This is a genomic window from Streptomyces sp. NPDC058812 (assembly GCF_042744565.1).
Lineage (GTDB): Bacteria > Actinomycetota > Actinomycetes > Streptomycetales > Streptomycetaceae > Streptomyces > Streptomyces thinghirensis.
Genome location: NZ_JBHYOB010000020.1, coordinates 70898 through 93189, shown reverse-complemented (window position 1 = coordinate 93189; position 22292 = coordinate 70898). Strand labels below are relative to the sequence as shown.

The following is a 22292-nucleotide window of genomic DNA, read 5'->3' as shown; positions in this document are numbered from 1 at the left end:
TCCGTCACTCCGCCACGCCCACCACCAGCCAGATGAACGCCGCGCCGGCGACCGTGCACAGCAGGGTCGAGCGGGCGGGGTGCTCGTGGTGGGCCTCGGGGAGGATCTCGGCGGCGGCGAGGTAGAGCAGTACGCCGCCGAACAGGCCGAGATACGCGCCGAGTACGCCCTCCGGGATCGAGAAGAGGAGGGTGGAGGCCGCGCCGGCCACGGGCGCCACGGCGTCGGCGAACAGCATCGCGATCGCGCGGCGGCGGGCGTTCCCGTACAGGCTGGTCAGCGTGTAGGTGTTGAAGCCGTCCGCGAAGTCGTGGGCGATCACGGCCATCGCGACCGCCGCGCCCATGCCGCCGCCGACCTGGAAGGCCGCGCCGATCGCGACGCCGTCCATCGCGCTGTGCCCGACCATCGCGGCGGCGGCCGTCAGGCCCACCTGGGGCGAGCGCTGCCCGTGCTCGTCGGCGCCGTGCGCGGCGCGGCGGGCGGCCAGCAGGCGTTCCACGAGGTGTGCGAGCAGGAATCCGGCGACGAAGAGCAGCAGTGCCTCGGGCACGCCGAACACCTCGTCGCCCGCCGCCTCCAGCGCCTCCGGCAGCAGGTCGAGGCCGACCACGCCCAGCATCAGGCCGCCGGCCAGGCCCAGGACCAGGTGGCGCCGGTCGGTCACGCGCTGTGCCGTCCAGCCGCCGGCCAGCGTCATCAGGAACGCGCCGAGCGCGACGAAGACCGCCATGGGCCCTTGCTATCCGATCAGAGCGCGTATCCGTGCGCACGACAGCGACAACCGCAGTAAATATGCGTAGGAAAGGACCCCATCCCATGGCTTCCGTGGCTTCCGAGGCCTCCGTGGCCGATGTTTCCGTGGCCGACGCTTCCTCCGGCAAGGTGACCTTCGTCGGTGCCGGTCCCGGCGCCGCCGACCTGCTGACGTTCCGCGCCGCGCGTGCCATCGCCGAGGCCGACGTCGTGATCTGGGCGGCGAGCCTGGTCCAGGCCGAGGTCCTCCAGCACGCGCGCGGGGACGCGGAGGTCCTGGACTCGGCGACGATGTCGCTGGAGGACGTCGTCGCCGTCTACCGGCGGGCACGGGAGGAGGGGCTGCGGGTGGCCCGCATCCACTCCGGCGACCCGGCCCTGTGGGGCGGCACGCAGGAGCAGCTCGACCGGTGCGCGGAGATCGGCGTCGCGACCGAGATCGTGCCCGGCGTCTCCGCCTTCTCCGCGGTCGCCGCGCTCGCGCAGCGGGAGCTGACCATCCCGGAGGTCGCGCAGTCCGTCGTCCTCACCCGGCTCGGCGGCGGCAAGACGCCGATGCCGCCCGGGGAGGAGGTCCGCGAGTTCGCGAAGCACGGCACCACCATGGCGATCTTCCTGTCGGCGGCCCGCAGCGGCCAGCTGGTGCGGGAGTTGCTGGAGGGCGGCTATCCGACCGAGACGCCGGTGGTCGTCGCCTACCAGGCCACCTGGCCGGAGGAGCTGGTCGTGCGGTGCACGATCGGCACGCTGGAGGAGACGGTCAAGGAGCACAAGCTCTGGAAGCACACCCTGTTCCTGGTCGGCCCGGCTCTCGACGCGCACGGCACCCGCTCGCACCTGTACCACCCGGGGCACTTCCACGGCTATCGGAAGGCCGACCCGGAGGCTCGCAGGGAGCTGCGCACGCGGGGTGCGAGCACGTGATCACCGTGGTGGGGATGGGGGCCGGTGCGCCGCCCGGCGCGGACGTCGCCGCCGGTGCCGAGCTGGTCGTCGGAGGGCGGCGGCATCTGGACGCCGTACGGCTGCCGGAGGGGGCCGAGCGGGTCGTGCTCGGGGCGCTGGCGCCCGCCCTCGACACGGTCGCGGAGTACGTCGCGAAGGAGCGGCGGGTGGTCGTGCTGGCCTCCGGGGACCCGGGGTTCTTCGGGATCGTGCGGGCGCTGGCCGAGCGGTTCGGGCCGGAGCGGCTCGACGTACGGCCCGGTGTCTCCTCCGTCGCCGCCGCCTTCGCGCGGGCCGGGCTGCCGTGGGACGACGCCGTGGTGGTCAGCGCGCACGGGCGGGATCCGCGGACGGCGGTCAACCTGTGCCGGGCGCACCCGAAGGTCGCCGTGCTGACGGGGCCCGGGGCCGGTCCGGCGGAGATCGGCGCCGCGCTGCGGGCCGACGCGCGGGTCCTCGTCGTCGCCTCCGCGCTGGGGTCCGCCGAGGAGCGCGTGGAGCGGGTGACGCCCGCCGAGGCCGCCGTCCGTGACTGGGGGGCGGCGGTGAGCGTGGTGCTGTGCCTGGACGAGGCGCGGACGCTGGGGCCGGTGCGGACGGTCGCCGGGCCGCCGCGGCCGGGAGCCGCCGGGTGGGCACTGGACGAGGCCGAGTTCGCGCACCGCGACTCGATGATCACCAAGTTCGAGGTGCGGGCGCTGGCGCTGGCCCGGCTCGGTCCTCGCCCCGGTGACCTGGTGTGGGACGTCGGCGCGGGCTCCGGGTCCGTGGCCGTGGAGTGCGCGCGGCTGGGCGCCGCCGTCACCGCCGTCGAGAAGACGCCGGACGGTGTCGCGCGCGTCCGCGCCAACGCCGCCGCGCACGGTGTCGACGTCCGGGTGGTGCACGGGGCGGCGCCCACGGTGCTGTCCGACCTGGACGACCCCGACGCCGTGTTCGTCGGCGGTGGCGGGCGCGAACTGCCCGCGATCGTCGCGCAGTGCGCGCGGCGGGCGCGGCGGGCCGTGGTCGTCGCCATGGCCGCGCTGGACCGGGTGCCGGCGGCCCGCCGGGCGATGCTCGACGCCGGGCTGGTGTGCGACGGGGTGCTGTTGCAGTCGTCCCGGCTCGCGCCGCTGCCGGGGGACGTGACCCGGCTCGCGGCCACGAATCCCGTCTTCCTGCTGTGGGGCGCGAGGCCGCACAGCCGTACCGAAGGAGTTGCCCCTTGATCGGCCTCATTTCCGCCACCGCGGCGGGCGCGGTCGCGCGGGACCGGCTGGCCGCGGCGTGGCCGGACCGCACGCGCGTGTACGAGGGTCCCGTCGCGGACGCCGTACGGGCCGCGTTCGCCGAGTGCGAGCGGCTCGTGTGCTTCCTGGCCACGGGGGCCGTGGTCCGGCTCGTGGCGCCGCTGCTGGACGACAAGCGGACCGACCCCGGTGTGGTGTGCGTCGACGAGGGCGGGCGGTTCGCCGTGTCGCTGGTCGGCGGCCACGGGGGCGGCGCCAACGAACTCGCCCGTGCGGTCGGCGAGGTGCTGGGTGCCGAGCCGGTGGTGACGACCGCGACGGACGCCGTCGGGCTGGCCGGCCTGGACACGCTCGGGCTGCCCGTGGAGGGTGATGTCTCCGGGGTCTCGCGGGCTCTGCTGGACGGCGAGCCGGTCGCGCTGCGCTCGGAGGTGCGGTGGCCGCTGCCGCCCCTGCCCGTCGCCGAGGAGGGGGCGTACACGGTCCGGCTGACGGACCGTCTGGTGGAGCCGGCCGAGCGCGAGGCCGTGCTGCGTCCGCCGTCCCTGGTCGTCGGCGTCGGCGCCTCGAAGGGGGCGCCGGTCGACGAGGTGCTCGGGCTGGTGGAGGAGGCCCTGCGCGGCGCCGGGTTGTCCGCCGCGTCGGTCGCCGAGCTGGCCACCGTGGACGCCAAGGCGGAGGAGCCCGGGATCGTCGGGGCGGCCGAGCGGCTCGGTGTCCCCCTGATGACGTACTCCGCCGGGGAGCTGGCGGGCGTGGAGGTGCCCAACCCCTCCGACGCGCCGCTCGCGGCCGTGGGCACGCCGTCCGTCGCGGAGGCGGCGGCGCTCGTGCGCGGCGGCGAACTCCTCGTGCCCAAGCGGAAGTCGGCGGCGAGCCCCGCCATGGCGACCTGCGCCGTCGTACGGCGGCCGGGGCGCGGGCGGCTCGCGGTGGTCGGGCTCGGGCCGGGCGCCCGGGACCTGGTCACGCCGCGCGCGCAGGCGGAGCTGCGGCGGGCCTCGGTGCTGGTCGGCCTCGACCAGTACGTCGACCAGATCCGCGACCTGCTGCGGCCCGGCACACGGGTCCTGGAGTCGGGGCTCGGCGCGGAGGAGGAGCGGGCCCGGACCGCGGTGGAGGAGGCCCGCCGCGGGCACGCCGTCGCGCTGATCGGCAGCGGGGACGCCGGGGTGTACGCCATGGCCTCGCCCGCCCTGGCGGAGGCGTCCGACGACATCGACGTGGTCGGGGTGCCCGGTGTGACGGCGGCGCTGGCGGCCGGGGCGATCCTGGGCGCGCCGCTGGGCCACGACCACGTGTCGATCAGCCTGTCCGACCTGCACACGCCGTGGGAGGTCATCGAGCGGCGGGTGCGGGCGGCTGCCGAGGCGGACATCGTCGTGACGTTCTACAACCCGCGCAGCCGGGGCCGGGACTGGCAGTTGCCCAAGGCGCTGGCGGTCCTCGCGGAACACCGGGAGCCGGCGACGCCGGTCGGGGTCGTACGCAACGCGTCGCGCGCCGACGAGTCCGGCCGGCTGACCACGCTCGCCGCTCTCGACCCGGCGACGGTCGACATGATGACGGTCGTCACGGTGGGCAACACCGCGACCCGGGAGATCGCCGGGCGCATGGTGACGCCGCGCGGCTACCGCTGGCAGGAGGAGCCGAAGTGAGCCGTGTCGTGCACCCCATCGAGCAGGAGTCCTTCCGGCGGCTGCGCGCCCGGCTGGACACCTCGCCCTTCCCGCCGCTGACCCGGGCGGTGGTGGAGCGGGTCATCCACTCCGCCGCCGACCTGGAGTACGCGTCCGACCTCGTCATGGACGAGGGCGAGCTGGCGCGTGCGCATGCCGCGCTGCACGCCGGGGCGCCGGTCGTCGTGGACGTGGAGATGGTCGCGGCGGGGATCACCCGGCGCCGGACCGTGTGCCGGCTGAAGGACGCCGTCGCCGGTCCCGGGCTGACGCGTTCCGCGCACGCGATGCGGCTGGCGTACGAGCAGGTCGGGCCCGGCGCACTGTGGGTGATCGGCTGTGCGCCGACCGCGCTGGAGGAGCTGCTCGCCCTCGACGCCTCGCCCGCGCTCGTCGTCGGGCTGCCCGTCGGCTTCGTCGGGGCGGCCGAGTCCAAGGCCGCGCTGCGGGAGAGCGGACTGCCCGCCGTGAGCAACGTGTCCGAGAAGGGCGGCTCGGCGGTCGCCGCGGCCGCGCTGAACGCCCTGCTGTACCACCCCACTTCGTACGCCGATCCGTACGCCGATTCGTACCCCGAGGAGAAATCGTGACCACCCCCCCGCCCGCCCTGCTCATCGCCGGACACGGCACCCGGGACGAGGCCGGAGCCGAGGCGTTCCGCGACTTCGTGCGCGAGCTGGGCCACCGCCACCCCGAACTGCCCGTCGCGGGCGGCTTCATCGAGCTGTCCCCGCCACCGCTGGGCGAGGCGGTCGCCGAGCTGGTCGAGCGAGGTGTGCGCCGGTTCGCCGCGGTGCCGCTGATGCTGGTGTCCGCCGGGCACGCCAAGGGCGACATCCCGGCGGCGCTCTCCCGCGAGAAGGAGCGGCATCCGGGCATCTCCTACACGTACGGGCGTCCGCTGGGCCCGCACCCGGCGCTGCTGCGGGTGCTGGAGCGGCGGCTGGCGGAGGCGGTCGACCCGTCCTGGGACCTCGGCGAGGTGACCGTGCTGCTGGTCGGGCGCGGGTCGACGGACCCGGACGCCAACGCCGAGGTGTTCAAGGCGGCGCGGCTGCTGTGGGAGGGGCGCGGGTACGCGGCCGTGGAGACGGCGTTCGTGTCGCTGGCGAAGCCGGACGTGCCGGGCGGCCTGGAACGGTGTGTGCGGCTGGGGGCGCGGCGGGTCGTGGTCCTGCCGTACTTCCTGTTCACCGGCATCCTCCCGGACCGGGTCCGGCACCAGACCGAGGAGTGGGCCGCGGCGCACCCGGAGACCGAGGTCCGGTCGGCCGACGTGATCGGACCGGAGCCGGAGCTGCTCGACCTGGTGTGGGAGCGGTACGAGGAGGCGGTGAAGGGCGACCTCCGGATGAACTGCGACTCGTGCGTGTACCGGATCGCGCTGCCGGGGTTCGAGGACAAGGTGGGACTGCCGCAGCAGCCGCACTTCCACCCCGACGACGACGGCCATCACCACCACGGGCACCATCACGGGCATGGACACGCACACTCCCATGCGCACTGAGGCCGGTTCCGGGCCCGGGGGTCCCGATCTTCGGCACCACGGGGACGCCGAGGTCCGCGACGACGGCTCGGCGCTGGTGGACCTCGCGGTGAACGTCCGCGCGGACACGCCCCCGGCCTGGCTGCGCGAGCACGTCGCCGCCTCGCTCGGTACCCTCGCGGTCTACCCGGACGGGCGGGCCGCGCGGGCGGCGGTGGCGGCGCGGCACGGACTGCCGGTGGAGCGGGTGCTGCTGACGGCGGGAGCGGCGGAGGCGTTCGTGCTGCTGGCGCGGGCGCTGAAGGTGCGCCGGCCGGTCGTGGTGCACCCCCAGTTCACTGAGCCGGAGGCGGCGCTGCGGGACGCCGGGCACCCGGTCGACCGGGTGCTGCTGCGGGAGGCGGACGGCTTCCGGCTGGACCCGGCGGCCGTCCCGGAGGACGCCGACCTGGTGGTGATCGGCAACCCGACGAACCCGACGTCGGTACTGCACCCGGCGGCCACGATCACGGGACTGGCCCGCCCAGGGCGGACGCTGGTCGTGGACGAGGCCTTCATGGACGCGGTGCCGGGCGAGCGGGAGGCGCTGGCCGGGCGTACGGACGTGCCCGGACTGGTCGTCCTGCGCAGCCTCACCAAGACGTGGGGGCTGGCCGGGCTGCGCATCGGATACGTCCTGGCGGCCCCGGAGACGGTCACCGACCTGGAGCGCGCGCAGCCGCTGTGGCCCGTGTCCACGCCCGCGCTGGCGGCGGCCGAGGCGTGCGTGGCCCCCCGGGCTCTGGCGGAGGCCGCCCACGCCGCCCACCGCGTCGCCGCGGACCGGGGACATCTCGTCGCCGGGCTGGCGGAGTTCACCGGCGCCGGGGTGCGGGCCGTCGCCCCCGCCGAGGGTCCCTTCGTCCTCCTCCGCCTCCCTCACGCCGCCGCGGTACGCCACCGGCTGCGCGATCTCGGGTACGCGGTACGGCGCGGGGACACGTTCCCGGGGCTGGGCGAGGAGTGGCTGCGCCTGGCGGTACGGGACCGGACGACGACGGACGGCTTCCTACGGGCCCTGGGGCGAGCGGTGACCCAACCGGCCTGACGCGGCGCCCGGGCCCCGCCCCCCCCAACCGGCCTGACGCGGCGTCCGACCCCGGCCCGGAACTCCCCTCGACGCACCCCGCCACGTCCGGCGGGACCATCGGCCCCGGCGCCGGCAACCGGACCCACACAAGCCCGGCCCGGCCCGCCGCGCCCACGCAGGCCCCGAACCCACCCGACCCCGTACGCCCCGGGCAGGGCCCTGACCCGCACAAGTCCAGCTCGGCCCGGCCCGGCGCGCCCACGTGGGCCCCGAACCCACCCGACCCCCGTACGCCCAGGCAGGGCCCCTGACCCGCACGCCGTACGGTGTCCGGCCCCGCCCCGGAACTCCCCTCGACGCACCCCACCACGTCCGGCGAGACCATCGGCCCCGGCGCCGGCAACCGGACCCACACAAGCCCGGCCCGGCCCAGCCCGACCCGGCGCGCCCACGCACGCCCCCAGACCCACCCGACCCCCGTACGCCCCAGCCAGGGCCCCCGACCCACACGCCGTACGGTGTCCGGCCCCGCCCCGGAACTCCCCTCGACGCACCCCGCCACGTCCGGCGAGACCATCGGCCCCGGCACCGGCAACCGGACCCACACAAGCCCGGCCCGGCCCGCCCACGCAGGCCCCCAGACCCCCCTCCCCGACCCCCGTACCCCCAGGCAGGGCCCTGGCCCGCACGCCCGTGCGGCGGCCGGCACCGCCCCCGAGGTGGGCCGGGAGCCGCGTGACCGGGCCACATCCCGAACCACCGGGCACCCCCAACGCCCCGGCAGGCCCCACGGGCCCCCGCCCCCGCTCGGCTCCGGCCCCCTCGGCCCCAGCCCCGCTCGGCCCCCCTCACACGAGCCCTCCCCGCCCAATCCGCGCCGGCGCCCGCCCCGCCCCCCCTCTGCCATCAGCCGCGCCTACGGCGAGCCGGAAGCCACCGGGACGGGCGGCCGCTCCCCCGGCGCCCCCAGGCACCACGAGGGCCCCCAGGCACCACGAGGGCCCCAGCCGCGCCCCGTCCGCCCCGTCCGCCCCGCACCTCCGTTCGCCCCTCCCGCCGACCGCCCGGGACGGGCAGCGTTCGCGCCCTCCTCCTGCGGTCAGCCGCGCCTGCGGCGGGCCATGGCCAGGGCTCCGCCGCCCGCCAGAACCAGCGCGGCAGCGCCTGCGGCGATGTACGGGGTCGCCGAGCTGCCGCCCGTCTCGGCCAGGTCCGCCTCGGCGCGGGAGCCCTGGGCCTGCACGTCGGCCGCCGGTTCGGCGTCCGGCTCGGCGTCCCGTTGCGCGGGCGGCTCCTCGGCCTTCGCCGGCGGCTGCCCGGCCTCGGCCGCCGGAGCCGCCGGGGATTCGCAGGTCGCCTGCGCCAGGGTCAGAGTGCCGTCGACCTCGGCGACGTTCAGGTCGAGGGGGTTGACGGACACCCTGAGTTCGAGCGCGGTGGCGGCGGCCGTACGGGACGTGGTCTCCGTCCTGGAGAGGTCGAGCCGTACCTCGCCGACGCCGGGCACCTTCACCTCCGTCGTCCCGCCGGTGGTCAGCGTGACCTTCTTGCCGAGGACGGTCACCGCTCCCAGCAGGTTCGCGTCGGCGACCGGCTGCTTCCCGGCCTCGCAGGTCGCCACGGAGGTGACCTGCTCGACCTCGACCACCGACAGCAGCGGCAGACCGGGGACGTGGAGCCTGGCGCGGGCCAGGTTGGTGTAGCCCTCGCTCTTCGCCGCGGTCGCCGTCGCCTTGGCCTCGGCCACGTCGGCACGCAGGACGCTGAAGGGCTTGCCGCCGTCGACGCCGTCCAGCCGTGCGGTCAGCGCGGTCTTCTGGGCGGTCTCGGGCGCGTGCACCTCGTTGAGGGTGACCGCGAGCGGGACGTTCACGGTCTTGTTGAGCAGGGACACGTCGAGCCCGGTACGCAGGACGGTGGCGCTCGCGCGGCCGTGGTCGCCGGTCGCGTGTGCGGTGCCCGCGCCGGCCAGCACAGCGGGACCGGCGGCCAGGGCCGTGGCCGCCGCGACGGTGACGAGGCGGCGTGCGGGCATGCGGAAGGTGTTGCCGTTCAAGGTGGTGGGACCCCCAGTGAGACATGCGTGCGGGACACGCATGAGCGACATGCTTGGGACCCGGAAAGAATGTCTCCGCGCACGCCGAACCGTCAGCGATCCCGGGGCACTTCACCCCTTCGTGGGGTTTCCGCGTGCCTATTCGAATCTCCGGGCACGGTTGTTCCCCGGCCTCACCCGCGTCGGCTAACCGACGACCCGCCCGTTCAGCACCACCCGGCGCGGAGCGGCGAGCACGCGCACGTCCGCGCGCGGGTCCTCGTCGAACACCACCAGGTCCGCCGGCGCGCCCTCGTCCAGGCCGGGACGCCCGAGCCAGTTCCGGGCGGCCCAGGTCGTCGCGGCGAGGGCCTCGACGGGCGGAATGCCGGCGGTGACCAGTTCCGCGACCTCCGCCGCCGCCAGGCCGTGGGCCAGGGAGCCGCCCGCGTCGGTGCCGACGAAGACCGGGATGCCGGCGTCGTAGGCGCCCCGCACGGTGTCGTAGCGGCGTTCGTGGAGCCGGCGCATATGGGCCGACCAGCGCGGGAACCTCGACTCGCCGCCGTCCGCGAGCGCGGGGAAGGTGGCGATGTTGACGAGGGTGGGCACGATGGCGACGCCCCGCTCGGCGAAGAGGGGGATGGTGTCGTCCGTCAGTCCCGTGGCGTGCTCGACGCAGTCGATGCCGGCCTCGACCAGGTCGCGCAGGGAGTCCTCGGCGAAGCAGTGCGCGGTGACGCGGGCGCCCAGCCGGTGGGCCTCCGCGATCGCCGCCTCGACGGCGCCGCGGGGCCAGCAGGCGGACAGGTCGCCGAGGTCGCGGTCGATCCAGTCGCCGACCAGCTTCACCCAGCCGTCGCCGCGCCGGGCCTCCTGGGCGACGTAGGCGACGAGGTCCTCGGGCTCGACCTCCCAGGCGTAGTTGCGGATGTAGCGGCGGGTGCGGGCGATGTGCCGGCCGGCCCGGATGATCTTCGGGAGGTCCTCGCGGTCGTCGATCCAGCGGGTGTCGGAGGGGGAGCCCGCGTCGCGGATGAGGAGGGTGCCCGCCTCGCGGTCGGTCAGCGCCTGCTTCTCGGCGACGTCCTCGGGGACGGCCCCGTGCTGGTCGAGGCCGACGTGGCAGTGCGCGTCGACCAGGCCGGGCAGCGCCCAGCCCTCGACGGTGCGGACGTCGGCGGCCCCGGTGGGGCGGTCGTACGAGACCCGGCCGTCGATCACCCACAGCTCGTCGCGGACGTCCTCGTCCCGCGGTCCGACGAGCACCCGACCCTTCACGTGCAGCACCGTGTGATCGCTCATGTCCCGCACCCTAGACCGGTGCGGCGGGGTGTTCGAAGGCCCGGTCACCGGCCGCCCTCGCGAGTGGCTGCGCGGGTGCGGAGCTCGGTCGCGTACCCGGCCGCGACGGCGCCGGCGACGGCGGTCAGGGCGAGGACGGCGACGCCGGGGTTGACGTAGCCGGGGATGTAGGCGGAGTCGTAGCCGTCGCCGTCGGCGGTCTCGCAGCGGAAGCCGAGGGGCAGGAGGGAGGCGTCGTAGTCGATCACCCGCCCGGACAGCTCCGGGGACACGCCGGTACGGCAGGGCTGCATCGGCGAGGAGCCCGCGCCGCCGTCTTCCGCCCCCAGGACCGCGAGCCCCACGCACAGCGCGCCCCAGGCGTACAGCAGGGCGGCGGCCGCGCCGGCGGCCACGGCGACGGCGCGGAAGGGCGCGCCCGCCCTGCGCGGCGCCGCAGCGGCGGCCGGAGGACCTGCCGCCGGGTAGGGGCGGCGCCCGTACGTGCCGGCGCCCCGGCCGAGGACGACGGCCGTCGCCACCGCGACGAGGACGAGAAGGAGGAGGATCACGGGGGCGAGTCCATCACCCGGGCGATCACCATGACTGTGGCGGAAGCCACAATTCCGGGCGTGGGGGTGTCGCAACGGATGCCCTCCGGCGCGAGTGGCGGCAGGGGCCGTGGTTACTCTCGACTCCGTACGTGCCGTACACCTGCCCGTGAGCGAAGAGAGCAGCACAGTGACCCACCCCTTCCTGGACCTCGCCCCGCTGAGCGCCGGCCGTTTCGCCGCGATCGAGGACCGGGTCGCGCGCCTGCTCGGCACCGGCCAGGACGTCGTGATCATGCAGGGTGAGGCGCTGCTGCCGCTGGAGGGCGCCATCCGCGCCGCCGCGGGGCCGGGCACCGTCGCGCTGAACGTCGTCACGGGGCCGTACGGGCAGACCTTCGGGAACTGGCTGCGGGACTGCGGCGCGACCGTGCACGACCTCTCCGTGCCCTTCCACACGGCCGTCTCCGCCGAGCGGATCCGCCAGGCCTTCACCGAGCACCCGGAGATCGACTTCGTGTCCCTGGTGCACGCCGAGGCGGCGACCGGGAACACCAACCCGGTCGCGGAGATCGGCGAGGTGGTACGGGCGCACGGCGCGCTGTTCTACCTGGACGCCGTGGCCTCCGTGGGCGCCGAGCCGGTGCTGCCGGACGCGTGGGGCGTGGACCTGTGCGTCATCGGCGCGCAGAAGGCGATGGGCGGTCCGGCCGGTGTGTCGGCGGTGTCGGTGAGCGAGCGGGCGTGGGCGCGGATGGCCGCGAACCCCGGGGCGCCGCGCCGGTCGTACCTCTCGCTGCTGGACTGGAAGGAGCGCTGGATCGACGGCGGGCGCAAGGCGCTGCCGCACGCGCCGGCGCAGCTGGAGATGCTCGCGCTGGAGGCGTGCGTGGAGCGCATCGAGGCGGAGGGCCTCGGGACGGTGATGGCGCGGCACGCGTCGGCGGCGGCGGCCACGCGGGCCGGCGCGCTCGCGCTGGGCGGCGGTCTGGAGCCGTACGTGTACGAGGCCGGGGACGCGGCGCCGGTCGCGACGACGCTGCGGGCGCCGTCGGACGTCGACGCGTCCGAGCTGGTGGCCCGGGCCCTGGCGTCCGACCCGGCGCTGCCGCTGGCCGCGGGCGGGGGCGCGCTCGCCACGGAGATGATCCGCGTCAACCACTACGGTCCGGACGCGACACGCGGGGTCGTGCAGGGCTGTCTGGCGGCACTGGGTGCCGCGCTGGCCGAGAAGGGGCTGAAGGCCGACCTGGAGGCGGCTCGGCGGGCCGTCGAGGACGCCTGGGTCCGGCCGGCCGGACCCGACCTTCCGGAAGCATGAATTCAGCGGAATTCCCGAAGCTCACACAAACAGAATTAAGTAATTACACTCAGCACAGCTTCCCGTATTCTTCTGCCCGCTTTCCCGAGACCTAAACACAAAGATTTCGCGAACCTCGATCTTCGCATTTCGGACACGTCTCGCACGGGTTACGCGATTGTGACCCGATCCACATGCTGCCCGTTTCGCGGCCTATGACCGGGCCAAACCCTCACATATCGCCGCCATCTCGCGCGGAAGCACGCGCCCGCGTGATAACACAGGACGCGTCCATACGTAACCCCATCCGGCGATGCAATTTCGAATTTCGCTGGGTAAATTCAATTTGCATGACTGCCGCGCAAGCAGACCTGCAAATCGACCGTCCGAGAGTGGCCGACGGGGCCGCCCTGTGGCGGATAGCGAGGGATTCGAAGGTCCTCGACCTGAACTCGTCCTACAGCTATCTGCTCTGGTGCCGGGACTTCGCCGCCACGTCGGCCGTCGCCCGGGACGGGCACGGTGTGCCGGTCGGCTTCATCACCGGGTACGTACGCCCGGACCGGCCGGACACACTGCTCGTGTGGCAGGTGGCGGTTGACGAGGCGTATCGCGGGCGCCGGCTCGCCGCCTCCCTGCTCGACGGGCTGGCCGCCCGGACCGTCGCGGAGCGCGGACTGACCACCGTGGAGACCACCATCTCACCCGACAACACCGCCTCCCAGCGGCTGTTCACCTCGTTCGCCGAGCGCCACGGTGCCCGGCTGGAGCGCGAGGTGCTGTTCGACACGGACCTGTTCCCCGACGGGCCGCACGAGCCCGAGGTCCTGTACCGCATCGGCCCCCTGTCCGCAGCCGGCCGCTGACGCCCGGCTCCCCGGGCGGTCCGGCCACCCCAGACCGTCCGGCCCCCTCAGACTTCCCGGCCGGGACCGCACCGGTTCCGCCGGACCAGTACGACCTTCCTCTCCCACCCTCACCCAACGAGGAGCGATTCGTCGTGACCATCACCCAGCCCGACCTCAGCGTCTTCGAGACCGTCGAGTCCGAGGTGCGCAGCTACTGCCGCGGCTGGCCCACCGTCTTCGACCGCGCGCTCGGCAGCCGCATGTACGACGAGGACGGCCACGAGTACCTCGACTTCTTCGCCGGAGCGGGCTCGCTCAACTACGGGCACAACAACGCCGTCCTGAAACGCGCGCTGATCGACTACCTGGAGCGGGACGGCGTCACGCACGGTCTCGACATGTCGACCACCGCCAAGCGCCGCTTCCTGGAGACGTTCCAGAACCTGGTGCTGCGGCCGCGCGACCTGCCGTACAAGGTCATGTTCCCGGGCCCGACGGGCACCAACGCCGTGGAGTCCGCGCTGAAGCTGGCGCGGAAGGTGAAGGGGCGCGAGTCGATCGTGTCGTTCACCAACGCCTTCCACGGCATGTCGCTGGGCTCGCTCGCCGTGACCGGCAACGCCTTCAAGCGGGCCGGCGCCGGCATCCCGCTGGTGCACGGCACGCCCATGCCGTTCGACAACTACTTCGACGGCACGGTCGAGGACTTCCTGTGGTTCGAGCGGCTCCTCGAGGACCAGGGCTCCGGCCTCAACAAGCCGGCCGCCGTGATCGTCGAGACCGTGCAGGGCGAGGGCGGCATCAACGTCGCCCGGGCCGACTGGCTGCGCGCCCTGTCCGAGCTGTGCCGGCGCCAGGACATGCTGCTCATCGTCGACGACATCCAGATGGGCTGCGGCCGTACCGGCGCCTTCTTCTCCTTCGAGGAGGCGGGCATCACGCCGGACATCGTCACCGTCTCCAAGTCGATCAGCGGCTACGGAATGCCCATGGCGCTGACCCTGTTCAAGCCGGAGCTGGACGTCTGGGAGCCGGGCGAGCACAACGGCACCTTCCGCGGCAACAACCCCGCCTTCGTCACGGCGACCGCCACGCTGGAGGCGTACTGGGCCGACGGGTCGGCGATGGAGAAGCAGACCCGCGCCCGCGGCGAGCAGGTCGAGCAGCACATGATCGCCATCACCGAGGAGAACCTCGCCGACGTCAAGGAGTACCGCGGCCGCGGCCTGGTCTGGGGCCTGGAGTTCCACGACAAGGGCCGTGCGGGCCGGATCGCCAAGCGCGCCTTCGAGCTCGGGCTGCTGATCGAGACGTCCGGCCCCGAGAGCGAGGTCGTCAAGCTGCTCCCGGCGCTCACCATCACGCCCGACGAGCTGGACGAGGGCATGAAGACCCTCGCGCGGGCCGTGCGCGAGACCGCCTGACACCACCACTGCTTCCGGCGCCTTCGGCCCGTGCGGCCGAAGGCGCCGGGGACCATGGCACACCCTTCACCTAGGAGGCATCGCAACACCGTGATCGTCCGTTCGTTCAAGGAGATCGAAGGCACCGACCGGCACGTGAAATCGGCGTCCGGCACCTGGGAGAGCAAGCGCATCGTCCTCGCGAAGGAGAAGGTCGGCTTCTCCGTGCACGAGACGATTCTGTACGCGGGTACGGAGACGTCCATGTGGTACGCGAACCACATCGAGGCCGTCGTCTGCACCAAGGGCGACGCCGAGTTGACCGACCGGGAGACGGGGAAGACGTACCGCATCACGCCGGGCACGATGTACCTCCTCAACGGCCATGAGCGGCACACGCTCAAGGTCAAGGAGGACTTCCACTGCATCTGCGTCTTCAACCCGCCCGTGACCGGACGGGAGGATCACGACGAGAACGGCGTCTACCCGCTGCTCACCGAGGAGGTGTGAGTCACCGTGACCATCACGACCACGAACGTCACCGATCTCTATCCCACCCGCGGCGCCACCGAGGTGGCGACTCCCCGGCAGGACCCGGTCGTCTGGGGCTCCCCGGACACGCCCGGTCCCGTCTCGGCCGGTGACCTCCAGGCGCTGGACCGCGACGGCTTCCTCGCCATCGACCAGCTCATCGGACCGGACGAGGTCGACATCTACGCGCGTGAGCTGGAGCGGCTCACCACGGACCCGGCCATCCGCGCGGACGAGCGCTCCATCGTGGAGCCGCAGTCCAAGGAGATCCGGTCCGTCTTCGAGGTGCACAAGATCAGCGAGGTCTTCGCGAAGCTGGTGCGCGACGAGCGGGTGGTCGGGCGGGCCCGGCAGATCCTCGGCTCGGACGTCTACGTCCACCAGTCGCGGATCAACGTCAAGCCGGGCTTCGGGGCCAGCGGCTTCTACTGGCACTCGGACTTCGAGACCTGGCACGCCGAGGACGGCCTGCCGAACATGCGGACGATCTCGGTCTCGATCGCGCTCACGGAGAACTACGACACCAACGGCGGTCTGATGATCATGCCGGGGTCGCACAAGACGTTCCTCGGGTGCGCGGGGGCCACGCCGAAGGACAACTACAAGAAGTCCCTGCAGATGCAGGACGCGGGGACACCGTCCGACGAGGCGCTGACGAAGATGGCCTCGGAGTACGGCATCAAGCTGTTCACCGGCAAGGCCGGCTCGGCGACCTGGTTCGACTGCAACTGCATGCACGGGTCTGGCGACAACATCACGCCGTTCCCGCGCAGCAACGTGTTCATCGTGTTCAACAGCGTGGAGAACACGGCTGTCGAGCCGTTCGCGGCACCGATCCGGCGGCCGGAGTTCATCGGCGCGCGGGACTTCACTCCGGTGAAGTGACCCGCGTCTGAACTCGGGCAGGGGCCTTTTCGTGTGGGACGGGAGGCCCCTGCCCGATGTCGTCCCGGCCCGGGCGTCTCAGTCCGCCAGTACGTCCAGCAACCGGTCGACGTCCGCCGCCGTGTTGTACAGGTGGAAGGCGGCCCGCAGATTGCCCGCCCGGTCCGAGACCTGGACGCCGGCCCGGCCCAGCTCGCCCTGCCGGTGGCCGAGTCCGGGCACGGACACGATCGCGGAACCCGGCGCGGGCACCGGCTCGTGGCCGAGCGAGCGCACCCCCTGCCGGAACCGGTCGGCGAGGCCGGTGTCGTGGGCGTGCACGGCGTCCACGCCCAGTTCCTCGATCAGGGCCAGGGAGTGCCGGGCACCGGTGTAGGAGAAGAGGGCCGGGCTCTCGTCGAAGCGCCGCGCGGAGTGCGCGAGTTCCTCGACGGGTCCGTAGCAGCTGTCCCAGGGGTGCTCTCCCGACGCCCACCCGGCGAACAGCGGCGTGAGCCCACCGAAGTCCTCCGGTACGACGAGGAAGGCGACGCCCCGGGGGCAGAGCACCCACTTGTAGGCCACGGCGGCCACGTAGTCGAAGTCGTCGGCGGCCAGCGGCAGCCACCCGTTGGACTGCGAGGCGTCGACCAGCGTCCGCGCGCCGTGCGCCCGGGCGGCGTCCCGCAGCGCCGAGAGGTCGGCGATCCGCCCGTCGGCGGACTGCACGGAGCTGACCGCGACGAGCGCGGTGTCCGGGCCCACCGACTCGGCGATCCGCTCCAGCGGCACGCTGCGCACCTTCAGGTCGCCGCGGGAGTGCAGGGGGTTCACCAGGGAGCTGAAGTCGGCCTCCGCGGTGAGGACTTCGGCACCCGCGGGCAGCGAGGCGGCGACGAGCCCGCTGAACGTGGCGACCGAGGCGCCGGCCGCGACCCGGGTGGCGGGCACCCCCACGAGCCGGGCGAAGGCGGACCGGCACGCCTCGACGTCGGCGAACATGTCGAGCGGCTGCCCCTCGGCGGCGGACGCCGCCGCGTCACGCATCGCGACGAGGGTCCGGGCGGGAAGCAGGCCGGTGCTGGCGGTGTTCAGGTACGTGGTCTTCGGGGCGAACTCGGTGCGGACGAGGTTCTCGAAGCTCTCCATGGCACCACTGTGCGGCTCCCGCGACCTCCCCGTCCATCGCGTATTCCTACGCGGTTCCTCCAAGCGACGCTTATGTACGGGCCCTCACCTGGGGTTCTCGGTCCCCGGCACCGCACAGCCGTCGGGACCGCACGCCTCGGCACCCCCGTCGTCGATCAGCTTCAGGGGCGTGCGCTCGCCCCACGCCTGGGTCAGCGCCTGGGCGAAGACCTCGGCGGGCTGGGCGCCGGAGACGCCGTACGCCCGGTCGAGCACGAAGAACGGCACGCCCGTGGCCCCGAGCTGCGCGGCCTCGTCCTCGTCGGCACGCACCTCGTCGGCGTACGCGGCGGGGTCGGCGAGCACCTCGCGCGCGGCGTCCGCGTCCAGTCCGGCGGCCACGGCCAGCTCCACGAGCCGCTCGTCGTCGTTGAAGACGGAACGCTCGTCGGCGAAGTTGGCCCGGTAGAGCGCGTCCAGCAGCGCTTCCTGCCGGCCCCGCTCCTTGGCGAGGTGCAGCAGCCGGTGCATGTCGAAGGTGCTGCCGTGGTCGCGGCCCCGGGTGCGGTAGTCCAGTCCCTCGGCGGCGGCCTGCGCGCCGAGATTGTCCTCACCGGCGTGCGCCTGCGCCTCGCTCATGCCGTACTTGGCGGTGAGCATCGTCAGCACGGGCTGAACGTCGTCCTTGGCCCGCCCGGGGTCCAGCTCGAACGACCGGTGGACCACCTCGACACCGTCACGGTGCGGGAAGGCCGCCAGCGCCTTCTCGAAGCGGGCCTTGCCCACGTAACACCACGGGCAGGCGATGTCGCTCCAGATCTCGACGCGCATGTCTCGGCTCTTCTCCAGGTCGTACGGGTGCGGAGGCCCTCTCCACCCCGTACGTGAACGTTCAAGCAGCGGGCCTCATTCCCCCGGTACGCCAAAACGCAGGAGCAGGTGGTGGTCGCCCTCGGCGGGCGGGTTCGCCGGGTCGGGGTGCCAGCCCCGGCGGGCGTAGAAGGCCTGGGCGCGCCGGTTGCCGACGTGCACGCCCAGTACGGCCGTCCGCCTGCCGTCGGCCCGCCACTGCTCGACGCAGGCCGTGTGCAGGGCGGTGCCGATGCCGGAGCGCCAGTGGTCCGGATCGACGTGGAACTGGAACAGCTCGACCGTGTCCGCCGGGCCGCCGTCCGGGACCCGGAAGGAGGCGATGCCCACCAGGCTTCCCCGCTGCACGGCGCACAGCACGTGCCCGTCGGCCCGCCCGGCGGCGCTGCGCCAGGCGGCGACCCAGTCGAAGCCGTCATCGGGGAGCCCGTCCGGATAGTACGTCGCCCGGGCCCGGGCGTGCAGGGCGGCTACGGTCTCCGCCTCGGCGGGCAGGACGGTGCGGATCACCCGGCCTCCGGTCACACGTTCGTTGATCATGCACCGCAGGACGCGGGAGCCGGGCCTTCCGGTTGCGTCAGCCGCCGTCGCGCAGGTTCGCCGGCCAGGCCGGCCGGAACTCCAGGTGGTCGTACGTCACCACGCACCCCTCCCCCGTCGGCGCCTGCGCCAGGAAGCCGACCAGCGCCGCGCCGGCCTCCTCCTCGTCGCCCAGGGTGAACAGCCGGACGAAGGTCCAGCGTTCGCCGTCGAGGGAGGCGTGGAAGGCGAAGGCCCGTCCGGTCCGGCTGACCCGCAGCCAGACGGAGCTTCCCGCCACCGTGAAGGAGTTGCAGTCGTCGGAGTGGCCCCGGGTGACCACCGTGCAGACGGTGGGCACGTCCGGGGAGTACTCCAGGCACAGCTTGGCCCAGGCCCGCTCGCCGACGTGGACGTAGAGGACCCCGGCGTCGAAGGCGCCGTTGAACCCGACCGTGACACGGGCGATCAGCTGGAAGTCCCCGTCGGGGGCGCCCAGCAGCCGGGGCGCGTCGGAGGCGGGGTCCAGTGCTTCCCCCGTCGGCGGCACGAACCGGTCCTGCCGGGGGCCGGCCGCCCCGGTGAGCGCGCCGTCCTTGTAGGACCAGTGGCCGTCGGGTCCATAGGGGCGGAGGGGAAAGGGCAGTTCGGATGGTTCGATGTCCATCTGCGGATTGTCTCCGATCCGTGCGGATCCCCAGGGGCGCGGGGCTGCATCGATTTGCGGCTCCGCCGCGTGGGCGCGAACAGCCACGGCGGCGCAGCACCCCGCAGACAACCGAACCCTGACGGCGCTACCGCTCCAGAACCCCGTTGAACCGCCGAGGCAGCCCCAGCGGATTGTCGTCCCGCAACTCCGGCGGCAGCAACGCCTCAGGCGCCCCCTGATACGCGACCGGCCGCAGCCACCGCTCAATGGCCGTACCCCCCACCGAGGTGGACGTCGACGTGGTCGCGGGGTACGGCCCCCCGTGCTGCTGAGCCGCCGCCACGGCGACACCGGTCGGCCAGCCGTTGACCAGCACCCGCCCCGCGAGCGGCGTCAGCTCCGCGAGGATCTCCGCCCCGCGCCCCTGACCCGCCGCCTCCTCGGCGGAGAAGTGCACGGTCGCCGTGAGGTTGCCGGGGAGCCGGGACAGCACGCCCCGCACCTCGGCCTCGTCCTCGTAGCGGGCCACCACGGTGACCGGCCCGAAGCACTCCTCGAGGAGCAGGTCGTGCTCGCCCTCCGCCGCCAGCCGCCCGGCCGGCACGGTGAGGAACCCGGCGGCGACGGTGTGCTCGCCGCCCGAGCCCGGCGTCACCGGGGAGTCCACGTCGGGCAGCGCCGCGCGCTCGGCGACGCCGGCGACGAAGTTGTCCCGCATGCGGTGGTCGAGCAGCACGCCGGCGTCGGTGTCGCTGACCGCGTCCGTGAGGGACTTGACCAGGCCGTCACCGGCGGCGCCCGACGGCACCAGGACCAGGCCGGGCTTCACGCAGAACTGGCCGACGCCCAGCGTCATCGAACCGGCCAGGCCGGCACCGATCGCCTCCGCCCGCTCGGCGGCCGCCGCCTCCGTGACGACGACCGGGTTCAGCGAGCCCAGCTCGCCGTGGAAGGGAATGGGGACGGGGCGGGCCGCCGCCGCGTCGAACAGCGCGCGGCCACCCCGGACGGACCCGGTGAAGCCGGCCGCCGCGACCAGCGGGTGCTTGATCAGTTCGACGCCGGACTCGAAGCCGTGCACCAGGCCGACGACGCCGTCCGGGATGTCGTGCCGGGCGGCGGCCCGGCGCAGCACCTTGGCGACCAGCTCGGACAGGGCCGGGTGGTCGGGGTGGGCCTTGACCACGACCGGGCAGCCGGCCGCGAGCGCGCTCGCCGTGTCGCCGCCGGGGACGGAGAAGGCGAAGGGGAAGTTGGAGGCCGAGTAGACGGCGACGACGCCGAGGGGCACCTTGTAGCGGCGCAGGTCCGGGATGGGCGGGGTCGCGGTGTCGTCGGGGTGGTTGACGACGACGCCGAGGAACTCGCCCTCGTCGACGATGTCGGCGAAGGCCCGCAGCTGGTAGCAGGTGCGGGCGAGTTCGCCGGTGAGCCGGACCGGGCCGAGCGCGGTCTCCGCGTCGGCCACCTCGACGAGGGTGCTCTCGGCCGCCTTCAGCTCGTCGGCGGCGGTACGCAGGAACGCCGCGCGGACGGTACGGTCGGCGAGCGCGTCCCGGGCGGCGTGCGCGGCGCGGACGGCGGCGTCCACCTCCTGGGCCGTGGCTTCCACCGCGACCTGTTCACGCTGCTTCCCGGTACGGGGGTCGACACTCCAGACTGGTGCTGCTGCCACCGCGGGTCCCTCCACGTGCTCTGCTCGGAACGTGCTCTGCGCCGGACTCGTTCGCCATCGACTCGTCCGCCATCGACTCGTTCGATATACTGAACGCTGTCTCTGATGATGAATATGCTGTCGGAGACTATTTCCCGTCTAACGAAGGGGTCAAGGGCGATGTCGGCTGTCGAGACGGGGGGCGGAGCGCAGGTCAAGTCCGCGGTACGGACGGTTGAACTGCTCGAGTACTTCGCCGGACGCCCCGGTATGCACTCCCTGGCGTCGGTCCAGGAGGCCGTCGGGTATCCCAAGTCCAGTCTCTACATGCTGCTGCGCACGCTGGTGGAGCTGGGCTGGGTGGAGACGGACGCGACGGGCACGCGGTACGGCATCGGTGTCCGGGCGCTGCTGGTCGGCACGTCGTACATCGACGGCGACGAGGTGGTCGCGGCGGCGCGGCCGACACTGGACCGGCTCTCCGACGACACCACGGAGACCATCCACCTCGCGCGCCTGGACGGCACCAACGTCGTCTACCTCGCCACCCGCCAGTCGCAGCACTACCTGCGGCCGTTCACCCGGGTCGGCCGCCGGCTGCCCGCCCACTCGACGTCGCTGGGCAAGGCGCTGCTGAGCACGTACACCGACGAGCAGGTCCGCAAGCTGCTCCCTCAGACCCTGCCCGCGCTGACCGAGCACACGATCACCGACCGGGAGAGGCTCATCGAGGAGCTGCGGCAAGTGCGGGAGCAGGGCTTCGCCGTGGACCGCGAGGAGAACACGCTGGGGCTGCGCTGCTTCGGTGTGGCGGTCCCCTACCGCACCCCCGCGCGGGACGCGATCAGCTGCTCGGTGCCGGTGGCGCGGCTGACGCCCGCGCACGAGCAGATGGTGAAGGACGCGCTTTTCGACGCGCGGGACCGGCTGACGCTGGCCACGCGTAGGCTCTGATCCATGCACATCGCTCTGCGCGAGGTACACGACAGTGATCTGCCCGTCTTCTTCCGGCAGATGAACGATCCGGAGGCCCTGCGCATGGCGGCCTTCACCCCCGAGAATCCGGCGGACTGGGACGCCTTCGAGACCCACTGGAGCAAGATCCGGGCCTCGGCCGACGTCGTGCGGACGATCCTCGGCGACGGTGACGTCATCGGCAGCGCGGCGGTGTACGGGGAGCCGGGCGAGCGCGAGGTGACGTACTGGGTGGACCGGGCCTACTGGGGCCGGGGCGTGGCCACGGCGGCGCTGCGCGTGTTGCTGGCCGAGGTGCCGGACCGTCCGCTGTACGCGCGGGCGGCGGCGGACAACACCGGGTCGCTGCGTGTCCTGGAGAAGTGCGGCTTCGAGGAGAGCGCCCACGCCCGGGGGTTCGCCCCGGCCCGGGGCGAGGAGATCGACGAGCTGGTACTCCACCTCGCGGGCTGACCGGCTCCGCCGCGCGGCGGAGCCGGATCGTCGGTGCGCAGGACGTGCCCGGGGTGGTCCG

At 73.7% G+C, this 22292-nt stretch carries 22 protein-coding genes; 13 read left to right on the top strand and 9 right to left on the bottom strand.

Annotated elements, in window-relative coordinates:
- Positions 1 to 4: 4 nt before the first annotated feature.
- Positions 5 to 733 (bottom strand): ZIP family metal transporter, encoded by a 729-nt coding sequence (locus ACFW48_RS31555; RefSeq protein WP_386320669.1) that lies wholly within the window; start codon positions 731 to 733, stop codon positions 5 to 7.
- An 86-nt stretch (positions 734 to 819) separates the two neighbouring features.
- Here ACFW48_RS31555 and cobM point away from each other — a divergent pair, with 86 nt between their 5' ends.
- From cobM to cobC, 6 genes are read left to right on the top strand one after another with little or no spacing between them, the layout of a single operon-like run.
- The gene (cobM, locus tag ACFW48_RS31550; RefSeq protein WP_386320667.1) at positions 820 to 1680 is read left to right on the top strand and encodes a precorrin-4 C(11)-methyltransferase; all 861 of its coding nucleotides are present in this window, start codon (positions 820 to 822) and stop codon (positions 1678 to 1680) included.
- Positions 1677 to 2912, top strand: coding sequence for a precorrin-6y C5,15-methyltransferase (decarboxylating) subunit CbiE (gene cbiE, locus ACFW48_RS31545; RefSeq protein WP_386320664.1), 1236 nt, complete (start codon positions 1677 to 1679; stop codon positions 2910 to 2912). The genes cobM and cbiE overlap by 4 nt, the downstream gene beginning before the upstream one ends.
- Entirely contained in the window at positions 2909 to 4591 is a 1683-nt protein-coding gene (cobJ, locus tag ACFW48_RS31540; protein ID WP_386320662.1) for a precorrin-3B C(17)-methyltransferase, read from the top strand. The genes cbiE and cobJ overlap by 4 nt, the downstream gene beginning before the upstream one ends.
- Entirely contained in the window at positions 4588 to 5202 is a 615-nt protein-coding gene (locus ACFW48_RS31535) for a precorrin-8X methylmutase (protein ID WP_386320660.1), read from the top strand. Before cobJ ends, ACFW48_RS31535 begins: the two co-directional genes overlap by 4 nt.
- Positions 5199 to 6119 (top strand): sirohydrochlorin chelatase, encoded by a 921-nt coding sequence (locus ACFW48_RS31530; RefSeq protein ID WP_386320657.1) that lies wholly within the window; start codon positions 5199 to 5201, stop codon positions 6117 to 6119. The genes ACFW48_RS31535 and ACFW48_RS31530 overlap by 4 nt, the downstream gene beginning before the upstream one ends.
- The gene (cobC, locus tag ACFW48_RS31525; protein ID WP_386320655.1) at positions 6091 to 7185 is read left to right on the top strand and encodes an Rv2231c family pyridoxal phosphate-dependent protein CobC; all 1095 of its coding nucleotides are present in this window, start codon (positions 6091 to 6093) and stop codon (positions 7183 to 7185) included. The genes ACFW48_RS31530 and cobC overlap by 29 nt, the downstream gene beginning before the upstream one ends.
- Before the next feature lie 1081 nt (positions 7186 to 8266).
- Here cobC and ACFW48_RS31520 read toward each other — a convergent pair.
- The 3 genes from ACFW48_RS31520 to ACFW48_RS31510 form a co-directional block, all read right to left on the bottom strand.
- A complete protein-coding gene (locus ACFW48_RS31520) occupies positions 8267 to 9223 on the bottom strand; it encodes an SCO1860 family LAETG-anchored protein (RefSeq protein WP_386320652.1) in 957 nt (318 codons plus the stop codon).
- A gap of 186 nt (positions 9224 to 9409) precedes the next feature.
- Positions 9410 to 10507, bottom strand: coding sequence for an amidohydrolase family protein (locus ACFW48_RS31515; protein WP_386320649.1), 1098 nt, complete (start codon positions 10505 to 10507; stop codon positions 9410 to 9412).
- Positions 10508 to 10551: 44 nt separating this feature from the next.
- Entirely contained in the window at positions 10552 to 11058 is a 507-nt protein-coding gene (locus tag ACFW48_RS31510) for a hypothetical protein (RefSeq protein WP_386320647.1), read from the bottom strand.
- A 169-nt stretch (positions 11059 to 11227) separates the two neighbouring features.
- Between ACFW48_RS31510 and ACFW48_RS31505 the strand changes: the two genes are divergently transcribed.
- From ACFW48_RS31505 to thpD, 5 genes are all read left to right on the top strand, one after another.
- The gene (locus ACFW48_RS31505) at positions 11228 to 12358 is read left to right on the top strand and encodes a pyridoxal-phosphate-dependent aminotransferase family protein (RefSeq protein ID WP_386320827.1); all 1131 of its coding nucleotides are present in this window, start codon (positions 11228 to 11230) and stop codon (positions 12356 to 12358) included.
- A 329-nt stretch (positions 12359 to 12687) separates the two neighbouring features.
- On the top strand, positions 12688 to 13203 hold the full coding sequence (gene ectA, locus ACFW48_RS31500) for a diaminobutyrate acetyltransferase (RefSeq protein WP_386320645.1): 516 nt from the start codon (positions 12688 to 12690) through the stop codon (positions 13201 to 13203).
- 134 nt (positions 13204 to 13337) lie between these two features.
- Positions 13338 to 14609, top strand: a complete 1272-nt coding sequence (gene ectB / locus ACFW48_RS31495) for a diaminobutyrate--2-oxoglutarate transaminase (protein ID WP_386320642.1) — start codon at positions 13338 to 13340, stop codon at positions 14607 to 14609.
- Between the two features lie 90 nt (positions 14610 to 14699).
- Positions 14700 to 15098, top strand: coding sequence for an ectoine synthase (locus ACFW48_RS31490; protein WP_386320639.1), 399 nt, complete (start codon positions 14700 to 14702; stop codon positions 15096 to 15098).
- A gap of 6 nt (positions 15099 to 15104) precedes the next feature.
- Positions 15105 to 16004 carry an ectoine hydroxylase gene (gene thpD / locus ACFW48_RS31485; protein WP_386320636.1) on the top strand — a complete coding sequence of 300 codons (900 nt, stop codon included), beginning with the start codon at positions 15105 to 15107 and terminating at the stop codon, positions 16002 to 16004.
- Positions 16005 to 16082: 78 nt separating this feature from the next.
- Here thpD and ACFW48_RS31480 read toward each other — a convergent pair whose 3' ends face one another.
- The 5 genes from ACFW48_RS31480 to ACFW48_RS31460 all read right to left on the bottom strand — a co-directional run bounded on the left by ACFW48_RS31480 (position 16083) and on the right by ACFW48_RS31460 (position 20824).
- Positions 16083 to 17132 carry an aminotransferase class V-fold PLP-dependent enzyme gene (locus ACFW48_RS31480; protein WP_386320633.1) on the bottom strand — a complete coding sequence of 350 codons (1050 nt, stop codon included), beginning with the start codon at positions 17130 to 17132 and terminating at the stop codon, positions 16083 to 16085.
- Positions 17133 to 17216: 84 nt separating this feature from the next.
- Complete coding sequence (locus tag ACFW48_RS31475) at positions 17217 to 17942, bottom strand: DsbA family oxidoreductase (protein ID WP_386320630.1); 726 nt, start codon at positions 17940 to 17942, stop codon at positions 17217 to 17219.
- A gap of 75 nt (positions 17943 to 18017) precedes the next feature.
- The gene (locus tag ACFW48_RS31470; protein WP_386320627.1) at positions 18018 to 18521 is read right to left on the bottom strand and encodes a GNAT family N-acetyltransferase; all 504 of its coding nucleotides are present in this window, start codon (positions 18519 to 18521) and stop codon (positions 18018 to 18020) included.
- Positions 18522 to 18558: 37 nt separating this feature from the next.
- Positions 18559 to 19167, bottom strand: a complete 609-nt coding sequence (locus tag ACFW48_RS31465) for a DUF1349 domain-containing protein (RefSeq protein WP_386320625.1) — start codon at positions 19165 to 19167, stop codon at positions 18559 to 18561.
- A 127-nt stretch (positions 19168 to 19294) separates the two neighbouring features.
- Positions 19295 to 20824 (bottom strand): aldehyde dehydrogenase (NADP(+)), encoded by a 1530-nt coding sequence (locus ACFW48_RS31460; protein ID WP_386320622.1) that lies wholly within the window; start codon positions 20822 to 20824, stop codon positions 19295 to 19297.
- A gap of 159 nt (positions 20825 to 20983) precedes the next feature.
- Here ACFW48_RS31460 and ACFW48_RS31455 point away from each other — a divergent pair, with 159 nt between their 5' ends.
- Together ACFW48_RS31455 and ACFW48_RS31450 are read left to right on the top strand one after the other, a co-directional pair.
- Complete coding sequence (locus tag ACFW48_RS31455; RefSeq protein ID WP_386320619.1) at positions 20984 to 21757, top strand: IclR family transcriptional regulator; 774 nt, start codon at positions 20984 to 20986, stop codon at positions 21755 to 21757.
- Between the two features lie 3 nt (positions 21758 to 21760).
- A complete protein-coding gene (locus ACFW48_RS31450) occupies positions 21761 to 22231 on the top strand; it encodes a GNAT family N-acetyltransferase (RefSeq protein ID WP_386320617.1) in 471 nt (156 codons plus the stop codon).
- The last annotated feature ends 61 nt before the right edge of the window (positions 22232 to 22292 follow it).

Excerpts from the sequence above, each read along its gene's own strand:
- ACFW48_RS31470 (WP_386320627.1), bottom strand. The coding sequence starts at position 18,521 with ATGATCAACGAACGTGTGACCGGAGGCCGGGTGATCCGCACCGTCCTG.
- cobM (WP_386320667.1), top strand. The coding sequence starts at position 820 with ATGGCTTCCGTGGCTTCCGAGGCCTCCGTGGCCGATGTTTCCGTGGCC.
- ACFW48_RS31450 (WP_386320617.1), top strand. The coding sequence starts at position 21,761 with ATGCACATCGCTCTGCGCGAGGTACACGACAGTGATCTGCCCGTCTTC.
- cobC (WP_386320655.1), top strand. The coding sequence starts at position 6,091 with ATGGACACGCACACTCCCATGCGCACTGAGGCCGGTTCCGGGCCCGGG.
- ACFW48_RS31480 (WP_386320633.1), bottom strand. The coding sequence starts at position 17,132 with ATGGAGAGCTTCGAGAACCTCGTCCGCACCGAGTTCGCCCCGAAGACC.
- ACFW48_RS31475 (WP_386320630.1), bottom strand. The coding sequence starts at position 17,942 with ATGCGCGTCGAGATCTGGAGCGACATCGCCTGCCCGTGGTGTTACGTG.
- ectA (WP_386320645.1), top strand. The coding sequence starts at position 12,688 with ATGACTGCCGCGCAAGCAGACCTGCAAATCGACCGTCCGAGAGTGGCC.
- ACFW48_RS31455 (WP_386320619.1), top strand. The coding sequence starts at position 20,984 with ATGTCGGCTGTCGAGACGGGGGGCGGAGCGCAGGTCAAGTCCGCGGTA.
- ACFW48_RS31515 (WP_386320649.1), bottom strand. The coding sequence starts at position 10,507 with ATGAGCGATCACACGGTGCTGCACGTGAAGGGTCGGGTGCTCGTCGGA.
- ACFW48_RS31465 (WP_386320625.1), bottom strand. The coding sequence starts at position 19,167 with ATGGACATCGAACCATCCGAACTGCCCTTTCCCCTCCGCCCCTATGGA.
- ACFW48_RS31555 (WP_386320669.1), bottom strand. The coding sequence starts at position 733 with ATGGCGGTCTTCGTCGCGCTCGGCGCGTTCCTGATGACGCTGGCCGGC.